The 16,968-nt window shown below is 72.1% G+C and carries 15 protein-coding genes; 8 read left to right on the forward strand and 7 right to left on the reverse strand.

Translation table 11 applies throughout. The annotated features are described in order from the left end of the window. Window positions 1–123: 123 nt before the first annotated feature. Complete coding sequence (locus tag ACGFSC_RS23155; RefSeq protein ID WP_359901423.1) at window positions 124–1,551, forward strand: family 2B encapsulin nanocompartment shell protein; 1,428 nt, start codon at window positions 124–126, stop codon at window positions 1,549–1,551. 10 nt (window positions 1,552–1,561) lie between these two features. On the opposite strand, the gene glgX is transcribed toward ACGFSC_RS23155, so the two are convergent. After that, window positions 1,562–3,832, reverse strand: a complete 2,271-nt coding sequence (glgX, locus tag ACGFSC_RS23160; protein ID WP_359901426.1) for a glycogen debranching protein GlgX — start codon at window positions 3,830–3,832, stop codon at window positions 1,562–1,564. Window positions 3,833–4,048: 216 nt separating this feature from the next. Between glgX and ACGFSC_RS23165 the strand changes: the two genes are divergently transcribed. From ACGFSC_RS23165 to ACGFSC_RS23180, 4 genes are all read left to right on the forward strand, one after another. Then, on the forward strand, window positions 4,049–5,434 hold the full coding sequence (locus tag ACGFSC_RS23165; protein ID WP_359901429.1) for an Ig-like domain-containing protein: 1,386 nt from the start codon (window positions 4,049–4,051) through the stop codon (window positions 5,432–5,434). Window positions 5,435–5,651: 217 nt separating this feature from the next. Further along, window positions 5,652–6,911 carry an Ig-like domain-containing protein gene (locus ACGFSC_RS23170; RefSeq protein WP_359901431.1) on the forward strand — a complete coding sequence of 420 codons (1,260 nt, stop codon included), beginning with the start codon at window positions 5,652–5,654 and terminating at the stop codon, window positions 6,909–6,911. Window positions 6,912–7,125: 214 nt separating this feature from the next. Further along, window positions 7,126–8,367 (forward strand): Ig-like domain-containing protein, encoded by a 1,242-nt coding sequence (locus ACGFSC_RS23175; protein ID WP_359901434.1) that lies wholly within the window; start codon window positions 7,126–7,128, stop codon window positions 8,365–8,367. Between the two features lie 199 nt (window positions 8,368–8,566). Continuing rightward, the gene (locus tag ACGFSC_RS23180; RefSeq protein ID WP_359901437.1) at window positions 8,567–9,064 is read left to right on the forward strand and encodes an ATP-binding protein; all 498 of its coding nucleotides are present in this window, start codon (window positions 8,567–8,569) and stop codon (window positions 9,062–9,064) included. A gap of 371 nt (window positions 9,065–9,435) precedes the next feature. Here ACGFSC_RS23180 and ACGFSC_RS23185 read toward each other — a convergent pair whose 3' ends face one another. From ACGFSC_RS23185 to ACGFSC_RS23195, 3 genes are all read right to left on the reverse strand, one after another. Next, window positions 9,436–10,284 carry a hypothetical protein gene (locus ACGFSC_RS23185; protein WP_359901440.1) on the reverse strand — a complete coding sequence of 283 codons (849 nt, stop codon included), beginning with the start codon at window positions 10,282–10,284 and terminating at the stop codon, window positions 9,436–9,438. A gap of 210 nt (window positions 10,285–10,494) precedes the next feature. Next, window positions 10,495–10,692, reverse strand: coding sequence for a DUF397 domain-containing protein (locus ACGFSC_RS23190; RefSeq protein WP_359901443.1), 198 nt, complete (start codon window positions 10,690–10,692; stop codon window positions 10,495–10,497). Then, a complete protein-coding gene (locus ACGFSC_RS23195) occupies window positions 10,689–11,501 on the reverse strand; it encodes a helix-turn-helix transcriptional regulator (protein ID WP_359901446.1) in 813 nt (270 codons plus the stop codon). Before ACGFSC_RS23195 ends, ACGFSC_RS23190 begins: the two co-directional genes overlap by 4 nt. Before the next feature lie 164 nt (window positions 11,502–11,665). Here ACGFSC_RS23195 and ACGFSC_RS23200 point away from each other — a divergent pair, with 164 nt between their 5' ends. Continuing rightward, window positions 11,666–12,100 carry an ATP-binding protein gene (locus ACGFSC_RS23200; protein WP_359901449.1) on the forward strand — a complete coding sequence of 145 codons (435 nt, stop codon included), beginning with the start codon at window positions 11,666–11,668 and terminating at the stop codon, window positions 12,098–12,100. Window positions 12,101–12,198: 98 nt separating this feature from the next. Then, the gene (locus tag ACGFSC_RS23205) at window positions 12,199–12,729 is read left to right on the forward strand and encodes a GNAT family N-acetyltransferase (protein WP_359901451.1); all 531 of its coding nucleotides are present in this window, start codon (window positions 12,199–12,201) and stop codon (window positions 12,727–12,729) included. 65 nt (window positions 12,730–12,794) lie between these two features. Here the strand turns inward: ACGFSC_RS23205 and ACGFSC_RS23210 are convergent, their stop codons facing one another. Together ACGFSC_RS23210 and ACGFSC_RS23215 are read right to left on the reverse strand one after the other, a co-directional pair. After that, on the reverse strand, window positions 12,795–12,968 hold the full coding sequence (locus tag ACGFSC_RS23210) for a hypothetical protein (RefSeq protein ID WP_359901454.1): 174 nt from the start codon (window positions 12,966–12,968) through the stop codon (window positions 12,795–12,797). A gap of 94 nt (window positions 12,969–13,062) precedes the next feature. Continuing rightward, window positions 13,063–13,758: a hypothetical protein gene (locus tag ACGFSC_RS23215; RefSeq protein ID WP_359901457.1), complete on the reverse strand. Its 696-nt coding sequence runs from the start codon at window positions 13,756–13,758 to the stop codon at window positions 13,063–13,065. Window positions 13,759–14,170: 412 nt separating this feature from the next. Here ACGFSC_RS23215 and ACGFSC_RS23220 point away from each other — a divergent pair, with 412 nt between their 5' ends. Continuing rightward, window positions 14,171–15,340, forward strand: coding sequence for a protein-L-isoaspartate O-methyltransferase (locus ACGFSC_RS23220; RefSeq protein ID WP_359901460.1), 1,170 nt, complete (start codon window positions 14,171–14,173; stop codon window positions 15,338–15,340). A gap of 159 nt (window positions 15,341–15,499) precedes the next feature. Here the strand turns inward: ACGFSC_RS23220 and ACGFSC_RS23225 are convergent, their stop codons facing one another. Continuing rightward, window positions 15,500–16,759: a hypothetical protein gene (locus ACGFSC_RS23225; protein ID WP_359901463.1), complete on the reverse strand. Its 1,260-nt coding sequence runs from the start codon at window positions 16,757–16,759 to the stop codon at window positions 15,500–15,502. Between the last annotated feature and the right edge of the window lie 209 nt (window positions 16,760–16,968).

Here is a 16,968-nt window from a genome sequence, read left to right on the forward strand (position 1 = left end):
GGGCGCGCGCAGCCGTTCGTGCGGGGAGGAGTGCGCCGTGCGCCTCTTGCGAGCGCCCTGCTGATCGGCCGATGACACCTCCTGACGGATGCCTTTTGATGCGCGAGTGACAGGAGTGCACACATGACGGTCGAAACCGAACCCACCCCGGGGCCCGGCTCCGCAATCGTGCAGGTACGGGCCCAGCTCAGCCTCAGCACGACCGCGGCGCGGAACCTGGCGACGACGACCAAGTCGAAGCCGCAGATGCAGGAGATCACCTCCCGCTGGCTGCTGAGGATGCTGCCGTGGGTGCAGGTCAGCGCGGGCACCTACCGGGTCAACCGGCGGCTGAGCTTCGCCCCCGGGCAGGGCCGGGTGAGCTTCGCGAAGACCGGCTCCGCGGTGACGGTGATCGCCCCCTCGCTGGCCGAGGTTCCGGCGCTGCGCGGTTTCGAGGACGAGGAGGTGCTGGCCGAGATGGCCCGCCGGTTCGTGCAGCGGGACTTCGCGCAGGGCGACGTGCTGGTGCGGGAGGGGGAGCCGATCGAGGAGGTGTTCCTGATCGCGCACGGCAAGGTGGACCGGATCGGCACCGGCAAGTACGGCGAGCAGACCGTGCTCGGCTCGCTCGCGGACGGCGACCACCTCGGCGACGAGGCGATCACCGAGGGCGGCGGCACCTGGCCGTACACCGTGCGGGCGAACACCTCCGGGGTCGCGATGACGCTGTCCTGGCCGGTGCTCCAGGAGCTGATCGGCCGCTCCGAGCCGCTGCGCGAGCAGCTGCTGGGCTTCGCCGCCGACGTCGCGCAGGCGCAGAACGAGCACGGCGAGGCGAGGATCGACCTCTCGGCCGGCCACCGGGGCGAGTACGAGCTGCCCGGCGCCTTCGTGGACTACGAGCTGAAGCCGCGCGAGTACGAGCTGAGCGTCGCGCAGACCGTGCTCAAGGTGCACACCCGGGTCGCGGACCTCTACAACCAGCCGATGAACCAGACCGAGGAGCAGCTGCGGCTGACCGTCGAGGCCCTGCGGGAGCGGCAGGAGCACGAGATCATCAACAACCCGGAGTTCGGCCTGCTCGGCAACGCCGACTTCGACCAGCGGATCCAGACCCGCGCCGGGGCGCCCACCCCGGACGACCTGGACGAGCTGCTGAGCATGCGCCGTGACACCGACTACCTGTTCGCCCACCCGCGGGCGATCGCGGCCTTCGAGCGGGAGTGCAACCGGGCCGGCGTCTACCCGTCCACCGTCGACGTCCTCGGCAAGCAGCGGCCGACCTGGCGCGGGGTGCCGATCTTCCCGTGCAACAAGATCCCGGTGTCCGACCAGCAGACCACCGCGTTCATCGCGATGCGCGTCGGCGAGGACAACCAGGGCGTGGTCGGCCTCACCCAGGTCGGCATCCCGGACGAGCTGGAGCCGGGCCTGAACGTGCGGTTCATGGGCATCGACGAGAAGGCGATCGCCTCCTACCTGGTCAGCACCTACTACTCGGCGGCGGTGCTGGTGCCGGACGCGATCGGGGTGCTGGAGAACGTCGAGCTCGGGCACGCCCGCGGCTGAGCCCAAGCCCTCAGACGGCGGGCGCGCGCAGCAGCCGCAGCGAGCGTCCGCCGAGCACGACGGCGCCGCGCGGGCACGGTCCGTCCGGGCCCGCGGCGGTGTCGACCACCGTCTCCCAGCCGGCCGCCGTCTCCCGCCCGGCCGCCGTCTCCCGACCGGTCATCGCCTCCCGCCCGGCGGCCGGCGCCGCGCGGGGCTCGTCGGGCAGGGTGAACACCACCGGTTCGTGGCCCGCGTTGAGCAGCAGCAGGAAGCTGTCGTCGCTGAGCGGCAGCCCGGCCTCGTCCCGTTCGGACAGCGCGGTGCCGCAGAGCAGCATGCCGAGGCAGGCGGTCGGCGCGAACCAGTCGGCCTCGGTCATCTCGGTGCCCCGCGGGGTGAACCAGACGAGGTCGGGCCGGCCGCCGGGGGCGGTGGCGCGGCCGGAGAAGAACGCCCGGCGGCGCAGCACCGGGTGGGCCCGGCGCAGCCGGACCAGCCGGGCGGTGAGTTCGCACAGCTCCTGCCAGCCGGGCTGCTCCAGCAGCGACCAGTCCAGCCAGCCGACCTCGTTGTCCTGGCAGTAGGCGTTGTTGTTGCCGCCCTGGGTGCGGCCCAGCTCGTCGCCGGCGGTGATCATCGGGACGCCGGCGGAGAGCAGCAGGGTGGCCGTCAGGTTGCGCAGCTGGCGCAGGCGCAGGGAGTTGACCGCCGGGTCGGCGGTCTCGCCCTCGGCGCCGTGGTTCCAGGAGCGGTTGTCCTCGGTGCCGTCCCGGTTGTCCTCGCCGTTGGCCTCGTTGTGCTTGCGGTCGTAGGAGACCAGGTCGCGCAGGGTGAAACCGTCGTGCGCCGTCACGTAGTTGACCGAGGCGCCCGGGCGGCGGCCGGCCCGCTGGTAGAGGTCGGAGGAGCCGGAGAGGCGGTAGCCGAGCTCGCGCACGTCCGGGCGGGCGCCGCGCCAGAAGTCCCGGACGGTGTCGCGGTACTTGTCGTTCCACTCGGCCCACAGCGAGGGGAAGCCGCCGACCTGGTAGCCGCCCGGGCCCACGTCCCAGGGCTCGGCGATCAGCTTCACCCGGCTGAGCAGGGGGTCCTGGGCGACGGCGGCGAGGAAGGGGTGGTCCATGTCGACGGCGTCGCCGCCGTTCGGGCCGCCGCGGGCCAGCGCGGCGGCCAGGTCGAAGCGGAAGCCGTCCACGCCCATCTCGGCGACCCAGTAGCGCAGCGAGTCGGTGATCAGCCGGATCACCTGGGGGCGGCGGGTGTCCAGGGTGTTGCCGCAGCCGGTGTAGTCGGCGTAGCCGCGGGGGCGGTTGGGCGGGAGGCGGTAGTAGGCGGCGTTGTCGATGCCGCGCAGCGAGAGCGCCGGGCCGAGTGCGCCGCCCTCGGCGGTGTGGTTGAACACCACGTCCAGGATCACCTCGATCCCGGCGGCGTGCAGGGCGCGGACCATCCGCTTGAACTCGCCGACCTGGCCGCCGCGGGAGCCGGAGGCGGAGTAGCCGGCGTGCGGGGCGAAGTAGCCGATCGTGTTGTAGCCCCAGTAGTTGACCAGTCCGCGGGCCTGCAGGTGGTCCTCGCTGGCGTGCTGGTGCACCGGCAGCAGCTCGACGGCGGTCACCCCGAGGCGGGTGAGGTGGGCGACGGCGGCGGGGTGGGCGAGGCCGGCGTAGGTGCCGCGCAGCTGCGGCGGGACCTCGGGGTGGCGCATGGTGAAGCCGCGCACGTGCAGTTCGTAGAGCACCGTCTCGGCCCACGGGGTCCTCGGGCGGTGGTCGTCGGACCAGTCGTCGTCGTCGTGGACGACCACGGATCTGGGCACGTACGGCGCGGAGTCGCGGTTGTCCCGGACGGTGTCGGCGACGTCCGCCTCGGGCCAGTTGCGGACGGCGGAGCAGACGGCGTCGTGCGAGGTGTAACAGCCGTCCACGGCACGGGCGTACGGGTCGAGCAGCAGCTTGGCCGGGTTCCAGCGGGCGCCGGTCCACGGGTCCCAGCGGCCGTGCACGCGGAAGCCGTAGCGGGTGCCGGGGCGCACGCCGGGGAGGAAGCCGTGCCAGACCTGGACGTCCTGCTCGGTGAGGTGGTGCCGGCTCTCCCGGCCGTCCTCGTCGAACAGGCACAGCTCGACGGCCTCGGCGCCGGCCGCCCAGAGCGCGAAGTTGGTGCCCCGGCGGCCGCGCCGGTCGGTGCGGCAGCGGGCGCCGAGCGGCTGCCAGCTGCCGGGCCAGGGCGGTTCGGCGGTGCGGTGCGGACCGCCGACCGGCCGTACCCCGGCTTCCAGCTCCTGCCCTGACGCCATGGCCGCACCCTCCCTGGGCGGGGTGTCCCGGACCCCGTTCACCTTCTCCTTCCCGGATTGCGCAGATCGGAAGCCGTTGAACGGGGGCTTACCGGCGGATGGCGGCCAGGGTGGCGGGTTGACGGAACGGGGGGATTCCGGAGCGATCGGCGTGTCCCCGCGTCGATGCGCCTCGTTGTTCCCGGCGTCGGACGCGAACAGTGGGAGGGCCCCGGGATGCGGCGCCGAGGACGGGTGTGGGCGCGGGGCGCGGCGGCGGTGGCCTGCTGCCTGGCCGTCCTGACGGGTTGCGGCGGCGGTGGCTCCACGGCCGCGCCGGACGGGGACGCGGCCGCGGCCGGTGGGCGCACCGCGCCGGCGGCGCCGTCCCGGGCGGTGCTCACCGTGACGCCGGCCGACGGCGCGCAGGACGTGCAGCCGGAGGGCGCCGTCCGGGTGAACGCCGCGCAGGGCCGGCTGGTCTCCGTCCGGCTGGCCGACGCCAAGGGCACCGAGGTGCCCGGCACGATCGCCCCGGACGGCACCGGCTGGGCGCCGGACGGCCCGCTGCCGCTCGGCACCGCGTTCACCCTGGACTCCGTCGCAGAGGACGACCAGGGCCAGAAGGCGGCCCAGCACTCGGCGTTCACGACCGTCGCCCGGGCGCACACCTTCGTGGCCTTCTTCACCCCGGAGGACGGCTCCACGGTCGGCGTCGGCATGCCGGTCTCGCTGCGCTTCAGCCGTCCGATCACCGACCGGGCGGCGGTGGAGAAGGCCGTCCAGGTCGCCGCCGACCCGCCGGTGCCGGTGGCCGCGCACTGGTTCGGCGGCCAGCGGCTGGACTTCCGCCCGCAGCAGTACTGGGCGGCCGGCACCAGGGTCACGGTGGCGCTGCGGCTCAAGGACGTGCAGGGAGCGCCGGGGGAGTTCGGCACCCAGAGCCGGGACCTGCACTTCACCGTCGGCCGGGCGCAGGTCTCCACCGTCGACCTGGACGCCCACACCCTGACCGTCCGGGCCGGCCAGGGCGGCCCGGTGGTCCGGGTGCTCAAGGTCTCCGGCGGCAGCCGGGACCACTCCACCTACCGGGGCGTGATGGTGGTGTCGGAGAAGTACAAGGTGACCCGGATGGACTCGCAGACCGTCGGCATGGGCGACGAGTACGACATCAAGGACGTCCCGCACGCCATGCGGCTCACCACCTCCGGCACCTTCGTGCACGGCAACTACTGGGCGGACCAGAGGGTGTTCGGCGCCGCCAACACCAGCCACGGCTGCATCGGGCTGGCCGACGCCAAGGGCGGGGCGAGCAAGGACTCCCCGGCGGGCTGGCTGTTCGAGCACACCATCCCGGGGGACGTGCTGGAGGTGACGGCCTCGTCCGGGGACTTCGTGCCGCCGCAGAACGGGCTCAACGGCTGGAACGTGCCGTGGGAGCAGTGGGTGGCGGGGAGCGCGCTGCCGCAGGCGGCGTCGGTGGGGGCGGCCGAGTCCGGGGTTCCGTCGGCCGGGCTTCCGTCGGCCGCGGTGTCCGGGCCGGCCGGGCCGTCGGCCCTGGTGTCCGTTCCGGCCGTGCCGTCGTTCACGCCGTCCGTTCCGGCCGTGGCGTCCGTGCCGTAAGGGCCGTCCAGGGGCCCGAGGGGGCTTCCGTCCCGTTCCGTCCCGACTTCACGGCTGCTTCACACGCCGTCAACCCGACTCCCCTCAGCTTTCACTCGGAAGGCTTAGTTATCCTGCTCCGGCGCGTCCGGGGTCCGGCCGGAAAGATCGGCCGGACGGTGCAACTCATGGGGGCACTCAGCGCGTCAAGTGAGTGAATACCGGGAGGGGAGAAACCGTGAAGACGGGTAAGACGGCCGGCGCAGCGATACGCACCACCAACCGCTACGGGCGCAGGAGTGCGATGGCGCTGGTCATGGGAGGGGTGCTGCTGCTCACCGCCGCCTGCAATGACGACAAGGGCAGCGGTTCGGGTGGTTCGGGCGGTTCGGCGGCCGGCGGTGGGGCCTCGGCGTCGGCCGCGGCGGACGGGGGCGGGTCGGCCACGCCGAAGCCCTCGGCCGCGGTGCTCGCCGTCGAGCCGAAGGACGGTGCCCAGGACGTTCCGCCGAACGGGCTCCAGGTGTCCGTCTCCAACGGCAAGCTCACCACGGTCGAGGTGACCGACAAGGACGGCAAGCCGGTCGAGGGGGCGATCACCCCGGACGGTGCCGGCTGGAAGCCCGCGGGGGCGCTCGCGGTCGGCATGGCGTACAAGGTGAACGCGCAGGCGAAGGACGGCGAGGGCCTGGTGGCCGCGTCCACCACCTCGTTCACCACCCTGACGCCGGACAAGAAGATCGCCACCAACGACAACATCAGCGACGGCGCCACCTACGGCGTCGGCATGATCGTCTCGGTGAACTTCAACAAGGACGTCAAGAACAAGGACGCCGTCGTCAAGGGCATCAGCATCGAGTCCAGCAACGGCACCGTGGTCAAGGGCCACTGGTTCGGCGACCGCCGGGTGGACTTCCGCCCGGAGCAGTACTGGGCGCCGGGCACCAAGGTGACCGTCAAGTACCGGCTGAAGAACGTCGAGGTCGCGCCCGGCATCTACGGCGACGTGGACAAGGACGAGCCGTTCACCATCGGCCGGTCGATGATCTCCACCGCGGACGCCAAGTCGCACCAGATGACCGTCGAGCGGGACGGCCAGAGCGCCACCCTGCCGGTCACCCTGGGCGCGGACGCCACGCCGTCCTGGGGCGGGACGATGGTGGTCATGTCCAAGGAGAAGGTCACCCGGATGAACTCGCAGACCGTCGGTCTCGGCGGCGAGTACGACATCCAGGACGTGCCGCACGCGATGCGGCTGACCACCTCCGGCACCTTCGTGCACGGCAACTACTGGGCCAGCCCGTTCGGCAAGACCAACGCGAGCCACGGCTGCGTGTCGATGCAGGACGTGAAGGGCGGCAGCGACAGCTCGGTCGCGGGCAAGTTCTTCAACGACTCGATGATCGGCGACCCGATCAAGGTCGTGAACACCAAGGAGAAGACCGTCGCGCCCTCCAACGGGCTGGGCGGCTGGAACGTGGACTGGGCCAACTGGTAGGCCCTACCCGCCGGAGGGCCCGGATACCCGGGCCCTCCGGCGAGTCCTTCGCCGCGCGGCCCGATCCTCACCCGTTGGGGTCGGGCCGCCGCGGTTTCCGGGGCGACGAGCCCCACGCGTGGCGCAACCTTTCCGGTGGCCGGATGCGTGCAACCGGTCGGGTCCGTCGGGTCCACGGGGAGTTTCTCGGATCTTCTGAGGGAGGGAATCGACGTTGAGGTCGATACGCAGAGTGGTGGCGGTCGGTCTGGTCGGCGGGGCGATGACGCTGACGGCGGCCTGCGGCGGGGGCGGCGGGGGTACGGGGGGCAGCGCGGCCAAGGCCGATCTGGGGGCCGGCGCGGCCGCTGCCACGCCCGCGGCGACGGCGCCCGCGGCGGCGCCCACCAGCGCGGTGCCGAAGGTCTCCACGGCCGCCGTGAGCATCGAGCCCAAGGCCGGTTCGGTGGACGTGGCGCCGAACGCGCTCAGGATCGGCGCGACCGGGGGCAGGCTCACCACCGTCAAGGTGAGCGACAAGGCCGGAAAGGAGGTCCCCGGCACCATCTCCGCCGACGGCGCCTCCTGGACGCCCACGGCCGGCCTGGAGGTGGGCACCGCCTACCAGGTCAGCGCGATGGCCGCGGACGCGAACGGCGCGGTCGCCACGGCGGACAGCAGCTTCACCACGCTGACGCCGACGGCGCTCGTCAAGGCCTCCGACAACGTGGACAACGACGCCACGTACGGCGTCGGCATGATCGTCTCGGTGAACTTCGGCAAGGACGTCAAGAACAAGGACGAGGTCCTGCGGGGCATCACCTTCCAGACCGACAACGGCACCGTGGTCAAGGGCCACTGGTTCAACGACCGTCGGCTGGACTTCCGCCCGGAGCAGTACTGGGCGCCCGGGACCAAGGTGGTCGTGCACTACCGGCTCAAGAGCGTCGAGATCGCCCCGGGGGTGTACGGCGCGGACCGGGACGAGCCCTTCACGATCGGGCGGTCCCAGGTTTCGACGGTTGACGCCGCGGCACACAAGATGACGGTCGTACGGGACGGTGCGTCGAGCGACATCGACATCAGCGCCGGAGCACCCGAACACCCCACCTGGAACGGCACGATGGTGGTCATGTCCAAGGAGGGCGTGGTGCGGATGCAGTCCAGCACCCTGCCCGGGATGACCGGCGCGCCGTACGACCTCCAGGTCCCGCACTCGATGCGGCTCACCGACTCCGGCACGTACGTGCACGGCAACTACTGGAGCAGCAGCAGCACCTTCGGCGAGGACAACGTCAGCCACGGCTGCGTGGGCCTCAAGGACGTCGAGGGCGGCGGCGCCAACACCTCCATGGGCAAGTTCTACGACGGCTCGCTGGTCGGCGACGTGATGGTCGTGAAGAACTCGATCCGGAAGGAGACGCTCGACCCGGCGAACGGGCTGAGCGGTTGGAACATGCCGTGGAGCAACTGGTGACCGGCTGCTGAGGCGCGTGAGGGGTCAACCCGGGATTGACGGAAGTCGGCCCGGGTGACCCCTTCTTGCTTCCGGCATATGCCGACTCGCGGAGATCGTTTGCTCATTGTCCGTACGCGGCTGCTTGCGTTCCGCAATGATGGTCCGCATGGCGGGTTGGGGCGAAGCAGATCAGTCATCGGTTCCCGGGGTCGGCGCGGTGGCCGAGGTTTCCTGGATCGACGTCCAGGGCGGCGGGCTCTCGGCGCTGGAACGGCTCACCTCCGAGGAGCTGGAGGAGCTGTACTCCGGCAGACTGTGCGACCAGTCGGCGCCCAACGAGGTGCGGCTGCCGTCCCGGCCGGAGTCCGGCCCGGTGGCCCGCAGACTGGTGCTCTCCGTCCTGGAGTCCTGGGAGCTCCACCAGCACCTGGAGGCCGGGGAGTTGCTCACCAGCGAGCTGGTCGCCAACGCGGTGCGGCACGCGGCCGGGCGCACCATCGGCCTGCACGTCAGCCGCAAGCCCGGCTGGCTCCGGATCGAGGTCCGGGACTCCTCCCGGGCGCTGCCCTGCATGATCCTCGCCGAGGCCAGGCCGGTGAACGAGCGGGGGCGGGGGCTGAAGATCGTCGACGACCTCGCCGACCGCTGGGGGGCGGACCTGCTGCCGCGGGGCAAGGGCGTCTGGTTCGAGCTGAAGGTGCGCGAGCGGCCCTGAGGGTCGGGGCGGGCCGCTCAGGGGCCCGGGTGGCTCTGGGGTCCGCGCGGCTCTGGGGTCCGGGTGGCGCGAATGGCTTCCCCGGAAAACACGCAAGGCCCCCGGATTCGCCGTGGTCCGGCGGGCGGGGGCCCTTGCAGGTCATCGCGCCGGCCAAGGGGGTGCGTGCCGCGCGATGGGCGTCGGCAGTGCCAGGTCGGGCCCGCCGAAGTCATCGGCCCAGGGCGGCGTGCGGTGTCGCCCGCCGTTGGGCTGCTTCGACTATCGCACGGATCTCAGCATGCGGGCAAACCAGGCGTCTTGGAATGCAAGGCTTGTTACCTAGTTCACCTTTGGATTTTGCATAGGTTAACGCCATTGCCTGTGAATATTCACGATCGCGGCGATGTGACCATGGCTTGGCGGGCTCGCGCGGCGTGCGCGCGGACGGCGGTCGGGGAGAGGCCGCCGGAGCGGGGCGGTGGGGTCGCGGTTCCACTGCCGCTGCGGCAGGCGCGGCAGAGGCCGCCGAGGAGGACCTGCGGTCGGCAGGGGGTCCGGCAGTCGGTGCACTCGGAGACGCGGACCGGTTGGCGGGGCCGCTCCTCGGGTTGGCGGTCCGGGGGCAGCTTGTCGATCAGGCGGCGCCGGGTGAAGCCCGCCGGACTGTGGATGTCCGGCGGCAGGCTCGCGGTGAGCGCGGCGGTGAAGAGCGGGATGGTGGCCCCTCGGTCCAGCCACTCGGCGGCCAGCGGTTCGAGCGCGGCGCAGTCGGCGGCGGAGAGGGCGAGGCGGTGGTCGACCAGGCCGAGGCCGGCGAGGGCGGCGTACGCGGCCGAGGCGGGGGAGGTGCGGTTGCGCGTTCGCTCGACAGGGGGATCGGGCGCGGCGGGCATTGACGTCTCCCCGGTGGCGAGGAAGCGCGCCCACCAGCCGTCCGAGCGGGGAGTGCGGGAGAAGTAGGTGCGGAACACCCAGCGGCACTGCCGGTCGCCGACCCGCTCGCGGACGCGACGCAGGTGACCTGCGGCGGAGAGCCTGGTGAGGGCCGAACGGCAGGCCATCTGCCCGTAGTGGGGCTGGAGGACGGCGAGGGTCTTCGCGTCCATGGCGGCGCCGTCGGGGAGGTGGTCGATGAGCGAGGCGAGGTACGCCTCGCGCGCCGGAAGGTCGGCGAAGTCGCGCGCGGAGCGGGGAAGTTGCTCGGGGGCGGACTGCTTGCCGTACCCGGGTGCGGCCATGGCGGTACAGTCGTGGGTAGCCACAGGATCGAGTCCGATCGATCGTGCCGGTCAGACCCCCGTTCGGTGCTGGTAACACCGGCGGGGGTTGTTTCGTTGGTGCGCACGCTACACGGGGGAACCGGCTGTGGCGAAGCGATGACGATAAGTCATATGTGCTGTGTGCGACGGTGGTTGGGGAGGTTATTACCTCACCGTTCCATTAAAGGGTCACTCGGCTCGTGCCGCTTGAGCTTCGGCCGCGAAGGCAACGAAGGCGGACCAGGCGGCGGGGGAGAAGGCGAGGGTCGGACCGGCCTTGTCCTTGGAGTCGCGGACGTGGATGGTGGTGGGGGAGGGGGCGACTTCGACGCATGCGCCGCCTTGATCGTTGCTGTAGCTGGACTTGAACCACTCGTGGTCGCTCAAAGCTCCTCCGCTACCTTTCTGATGAAGTCCGCTGAGTCCTCGGCACCGAGTGCCTGCTGGCTGATCATGCCATGGCGGCGGTTCAGGACGCTTACCTTGTCCGGGTCCGCGTACAGAACCCCGGTTTCTTGCCCCTCGATGTAAGCGAAGTGTTCGTGCTCGGGGGACTCCAGCAGGATCAGAGAGCCGCCGAGTCCCTGGTAAGCGCCGCGTCCGACAGGAAGCACCTGTACTGACACATTACGCAACTTGCCGACCTCCAGCAGGTGATGGAGCTGCCGCTTCATGCATGCTCGTCCGCCGACCATTGACCGTAGTGCGGCTTCGTAGACGACGAAGCTGAACATCACAGTCATCGAGCGATTCAGCCTTTCCTGGCGCTGGAGTCGCGCCGCCACTCGTGCATCGACGGTTTCGTCGTCCAGGGGAGGGCAACTGTGGCTCAGTAGCTCTCGGGCGTACTCTTCGGTCTGGAGCAGTCCGGGGATGAGTAGCCCTTCGAACCACTGGATCGCGATCGCCACGCTCTCTGCATCCGTGTAGCCCTGCGAGTAGGAGGGGAACTTCTCCGGCGCCAGATAGTCCGCCGCTCCCAGCAGCATCCCCTTCGCGTCGCAGAGTTCATCCGCCGCCTGAAGCAGCTTGAGCGACGGCCGCCGCCTCCCCGCTTCCATCGACCGCACGCTCTCGATGTCGTAGCAGGCCGCCTTGCTCAGCTGCTCCCGGGTCACGCCCGCCTTCGCACGCCACCGCTTGAGCTGATCGCCGCAGTACTTCCACGACATCGGGTTCTCCTTCGGCGTGCTCACGGCCCCCGTGCTCCTTCCTGCCCTGGTCACAGGGCGGTTCAAGCTGTCGCTGTACATATCGCGTTACTGCTGAGGCTATGCCCGGCTGCCGACGCTTGAAGGGTGAAATGGCCGAACTCAGCTCTCCCGAGTGAAGCCGTCCGTACGCCCCCCCAAGGACTCTGATGCTCACTCACCCCGTCGATGTCGTCGAGTGGATGTTCCCCCGCCTCCCTCGCAGCGCCGGCCGTGCCCGGATCCGTTTCATCCGGCAGGCCTTCGAGTGGGAGGTGCCCGTCGACTCCGCCGAGACCGGGCTCGTCCTCCTCAGCGAACTCGTCACCAACGCCTGCCGTCACGCCCGCTCCCAGCGCGACCGGATGATCGGCGTCCGCGTCCTCCTCCCCACCGACTCCCTCCTCCGCATCGAGGTCTCCGATGCGAACGCCAACCTCCCGACCCTGCGCCACGCGACCCTCGACGACGAGTCGGGCCGTGGCCTCGGACTCGTCGCCTCCCTCTCCACCTCCTGGGGTGCCCACCTGCGCGGTGAGGGCTACATCGGCAAGACCGTCTGGTGCGAACTGGCCCTCCCCACCCCGGCCAACCCGCACGGCTGAGCCCGTCCTCCGGGCGCACGCAACTGGCGTCGCGCCGGAGCGCGTCCTGATCTTCGACGGCGCCGGAAGTCGCCGCCCGAGAGGATCAGGAGACCACCGTGCGCCCCCTTCCCTGGCCGCCGTCCGCCCCGATCAGGACCGAGCGGCTCGTGCTCCGCGAGCCCGAGGTCCGGGACCGTGCGGCGTTCATCGAGCTGCTGGCCTCGCCGGAGGTGAACACCTACCTCGGTGGGGCCCGGCCGCGTGACGAGATCGAGCGCGAGATGCCCGGGGTTCCCAGCAGGAGCCCCGGCGTCCTCGCGGTCGATCTCGACGGGGAGACGATCGGCCAGGTCCTGCTGCGCAAGGAGGCGGGGCGCGTCGGCCGGGTCGGCGAGAGGGCCGAACTCGGCTACCTGTTCCTGCCGCGGGCGTGGGGGCGCGGCTACGCTGCCGAGGCATGTGCGGCGGCACTCGACTGGTTCGCCGGCGTGCTCCCCGGCGAGCCGGTGGTGCTCGCCACCCAGACCGCGAACCTCCCCTCGATGCGCCTCGCGGCGAAGCTGGGCTTCACCGAGGTGGAGCGCTTCGAGGCCTTCGGCGCCGACCAGTGGTTGGGCCTGTGGTCCCCGCCGCCGGCCCGGGACTGACCACAAGGTTCGCCGCCCGCACAGGAAGTCGGCCCGCCCGACTTTCTGTGCTCACCCCCCCCGGGTCAGTTCCACGGTTCCCCGTCGGGGTCTTCGCCCAGCACCTTCGCGGCGGCCGCGCAGAGGTCCCTGCCGTAGATCTGGTTGCTGCCGTACTCGGAGCCCCACAGGTCGGTGGCGGCCCGGGCCACGGCGCGCCAGCTGAACTCCTCGTCGACTCGCCACGTGCGAATCTGCACGGCCATCTCCGTGGTGACCGTTGCCGGGTCCACAAGGTCGGGTTTCATTCCGGCGACCCCAAGGCGTGTCCGACAGTTCCGGCCGGGCCGTCGGTCATTTCTTCGCCTCGACCTCGACGGCGGCCCGGATGTCCAGCGTGCGCCGGGCCAGTTCCTCGGGCTCACTGGCGCCCGTCTCGTCGACGACGATGCCGACGGTGTTGCCGTCCGCCCAGGCGCAGGTGGTCTGGAACGCGGCCGGGAGGTCGAGCACCGCGCAGTCCAGCGCGCCGCCGAGAGGGCCGACCGGGTAGTCCTGGCGGTCGACCACCGTCTCACCCGACGGGTCGCTCATCGTCAGCCTGCCGAAGTACTTGTCCAGCTCCCGCCGGACGTCCGGGTAGCTGCCGGTCAGCCCGATCACGATCAGCGTGGTCCTGGTCGACCCGGCGGCGCCGTAGCCGGCCACCGTCAGCTCCCGGTACGGCCGCAGGGCCGTCATCCGCCGCTCGTAGTCGGCGCGCAGGGCCAGGGTGCTGCCCTCGTCCGGGAGCCGCACCTGGTCGCCGATCCGGTCCGCGAGCACGATCCGGTGCCGTGTCGGGGCGCCGGCCCCGGTCACCGCCGCGACGGTCAGCGCGGCGAACAGGCCGACGACCACGACCCCCGCGATCAGAGCCTTGCGCGGTACCCGCCGGTGCCAGGGCAGCGGAGCCACCGGCTCCAGGGTGTTCGCCCAGATCGCCCGGAGGCCGCTGGGCTTCTCGGCCCCCTGGGCACTCCCGGAAGCGGTCGTATCGTCACTCTGCACGGGGCCGGATCCTACGGCAGCGCCCGGAAGGCCCGCCGGGGATTTCCGGGCGCCGACGCCTCCGGTGGCAGCCGCATTCCCAGTGGGGCCGTCGGCAACCAAGCCTGCATCCAGAGCGAACCATGATGATGCTCTCCGAACAGGGCGAAGGCCACCTGACGGCCCGGGTGTTCCTCGCGGCGTCCGGCGGGACACACGCGCGCACGCGCCCCCAGCCGCTCCCGCACGCCACTACCGGCTGGTGCGGTGCCGCGCCAGATTGGTCACCGACCGTTGGACCCGACCGAAGGGACGCTGCGATGGGTGAGCACGAGAAGCAACCGCCGGACCCCGGGCAGGGAACGCCGCCGCCGAACAACAGCGACAGCAAGGTCGAAGTTCCGCCGCCGAGCAACGGCAAGCACAAGAAGTGATGACGAGCGACGACGGGGGCTTGACCGGGCACCGGGCAGGCCTGCACACCGAGATGGAGCGGTGCGGCGCGTGGCCGGCCGGCTCGCCGTGGCTGCGCGACGCCTTCGCCGTGCTGCCGCGCGACCGGTTCGCGCCGGACCGGTTGTGGCGGTGGGACGGCCGGTCCTACGTGCCGATCGACCGCGCGGAGGACCGGGACAGGTGGGCCGCCGAGCTGTACTCCGGCGTCGATGCGCCAGCCGTCACCCAGCTCACCGGCGGCCTCCCGTCGTCGTCGCTGTCCGCACCCTCCGTGGTGGCGGACATGCTGGACAGCCTCCGGGTGGAGCCGGGGCACCGGGTGTGGGACATCGGCACCGGGCAGGGCTGGACTGCGGCGCTGTCCGCCTGGCGGGCCGGGCCGGGCCGGGTGGTCACCACCGAGGTCGACGAGCACCTGGCCGCGTTCGCCCGGGCCAGGCTCGCGGACGCCGGGCTCGACGTCGAGGCGGCGGCAGGGGACGGTACCGGCGGCGGGGTGCCGGGCGGCGGTCCGGTCGACCGCCTCCACGCCGCCTACGCCGTCGAGACCGTCCCCTGGTCCTGGGTGGCGGCGGTCCGGCCGGGCGGACGGATCGTCTACCCCTGGGGCCGGCTGGGGTACGTCGCCCTGACCGTCGCCGACGACGGTGCCGCCGCCCACGGCTGGGTCCACGGCCTGGCCCAGTTCATGGGCGACCGGACCGGCCCGGCCCAGCCGGGCACCGGCCCCGCCGCGTACGCGCAGGTGCGTGGCGACGCCGAACCCGAGACCCGCCGGGCACTGGACCGCGACCCGGCCGGCCTGGAGGACTGGCACCTCCGGTTCGCGCTGCGCGTCGCCGTCCCGGAGGCCGTGCTGTTCACCGAACAGCGCGCGGACGGGCCGGCCGCCCTGGTCCACGACGGGGACCGCTCATGGGCCGAGATCCGCCCGGGCACGGATGGTCGGCCGCTGCTCCTCCAGGGCGGGCCGCGCCGCCTCGGCGACGAACTGCTGGCCGCCTGGTCCCAGTGGGAGGACCTGGGGCGTCCCGAGCTGTACGACTACGGCATCACCGTCACCCCCGACTCCCAGTGGGCGTGGCAGGGCGCCCCGGACACCGGCCCGCGCTGGCCGATCGGATCCCCGCACCCGGCCGTGCGATGACCGTGAGCAGTGCCGATCGAGGAGCCCCGGCGTTCACGCCCGGGGCCCTCGCCCGTTTCCGTCGCCTTCGAGCCCGGCCCCGCTACCTGAGGTCCGCCGCGCAGGAAGTCGGCCCGGCCGACTTCTCACGCTGCGCGGCCCATGGACGACAGCCCGGGGTCAGGAGATCGAGAAGCCCATCCGGTTCACCACCGGGGTCATCGGCACGTACATCACCTGCGCGTAGCAGGTCGTCGGGTGCGCCGTGGAGCCGGCCGGGCAGCCGACCTCCGACCGGGCGGCCACGATCACGCCGCGGGCCTCCATGTCGCCGTTCGGGCCGGACGGGTTCGCCAGTGCCGGGCCGCCGCTGTCGCCCTTCGCGGCGATCGCCCGGCGGTCGCCGCCCTTCGACTCCGCGACGTCCACCGGCTTGATCCTCGTGCCCTCGTCGTTCGTCGTCTCCACGTCGACCCGCTTGATCTGCACGTCGCACTTCCACCCCGACTGGGCACCGCTGAGGCAGATCAGGTCCCCGACGTTGTTCCGCCCGGCCCCGTAGGTGTGCCGGGACGAGCCGCCCCTGTCCGACCAGGCGCCGTCGTAGAACCGGCCGCCGCCGCTCCCGCTGATCGCGATCATGCCGACGTCCAGGCCGTCCCCGACCGAGGACAGGTCGCCGATGTAGCTCCCGGTGCCGTTGTAGTACCGGCCGCCGCCGCAGTGCGCGGCGGTCAGTACCACCTTCGTCCCGCCCTTCCAGCCGCTGAACGCCGTCGAGCAGAACGACGCCTTTCCGGTGCTCACCTCGGCACCCGCGTAGTGCGGCGCGCTGTCGGAGTGCCGGCTGCCGGACAGCGCGACCGGGGTCTCCTCGACGCCGGCCGTCACCGGCATCCCGGCGATCTCGGCGGCCTGCCGGGAGTACGCCTGCACGGCCGTGTCACCGCCGGTCAGCTGCTTCGCCTTCGCCCGCGCGTACGTGATCGCGATGGCGGTGCCGTCCTCCTGCGGGCCGATCGACGTCCACGCGTCGCGCGCCACGGCGGCGGTGAACCGGTCGATCGCGGCGCGCATCTCGGCGCGGGAGTACGGGCTCCGGTGGACGTCGACGGTGTAGCCGGGGCCGGCGCTCGCGGCGTTCGCGTCGAGCAGGGAACGGACCTCGGCCGGGGCCTCGCCCTTCCAGTAGATGTCGGCGTGCTGGTTCGCCGGGTCGATCACCGTCCCGGCATAGCCGACGGCCGCCGGATCCCCGGACTCCACCCAGTCCTGCACCGGGTCCGTCATGCGGTGGAGCAGCTGCTGGGCCTGCGGGTCGCGGAGCACCGGCAGGCTGACGGACAGGTACGGCTCGTCCTGAACGGTGTCGACGGCGACCAGGCCGGAGGCGACCACGGTGGTCAGGACCAGGGACAACGCGAGGCGGGAGCGGCGCACGGGCGGGTCCTTCCGGCATGTGTCGACGGGTCGGTACTCAGCGTAGGGGTGGATGAACGGTCCGCTACGTCCGGACGTCGCGGCCCGGGCCGGCAGTCGGTGCACGCGTGGGGCGACGCGCCCCCGGGAGGGGCGGGGCGGCGTCCTGGGGGCGGGTGGGGCGCCTGCGCCCCCGGCCCGTTCCGGCCCGGCCTGTTCCGGTAGCGGCC

Source organism: Kitasatospora sp. NPDC048715, assembly GCF_043198905.1.
Classification (GTDB): domain Bacteria; phylum Actinomycetota; class Actinomycetes; order Streptomycetales; family Streptomycetaceae; genus Kitasatospora; species Kitasatospora lactacystinica.

What these genes read in the sequence shown, in the direction of transcription:
- ACGFSC_RS23155 (WP_359901423.1), top strand. Translation starts at nt 124, where the DNA reads ATGACGGTCGAAACCGAACCCACCCCGGGGCCCGGCTCCGCAATCGTG.
- glgX (WP_359901426.1), bottom strand. Translation starts at nt 3,832, where the DNA reads ATGGCGTCAGGGCAGGAGCTGGAAGCCGGGGTACGGCCGGTCGGCGGT.
- ACGFSC_RS23165 (WP_359901429.1), top strand. Translation starts at nt 4,049, where the DNA reads ATGCGGCGCCGAGGACGGGTGTGGGCGCGGGGCGCGGCGGCGGTGGCC.
- ACGFSC_RS23185 (WP_359901440.1), bottom strand. Translation starts at nt 10,284, where the DNA reads ATGGCCGCACCCGGGTACGGCAAGCAGTCCGCCCCCGAGCAACTTCCC.
- ACGFSC_RS23200 (WP_359901449.1), top strand. Translation starts at nt 11,666, where the DNA reads ATGCTCACTCACCCCGTCGATGTCGTCGAGTGGATGTTCCCCCGCCTC.
- ACGFSC_RS23220 (WP_359901460.1), top strand. Translation starts at nt 14,171, where the DNA reads ATGACGAGCGACGACGGGGGCTTGACCGGGCACCGGGCAGGCCTGCAC.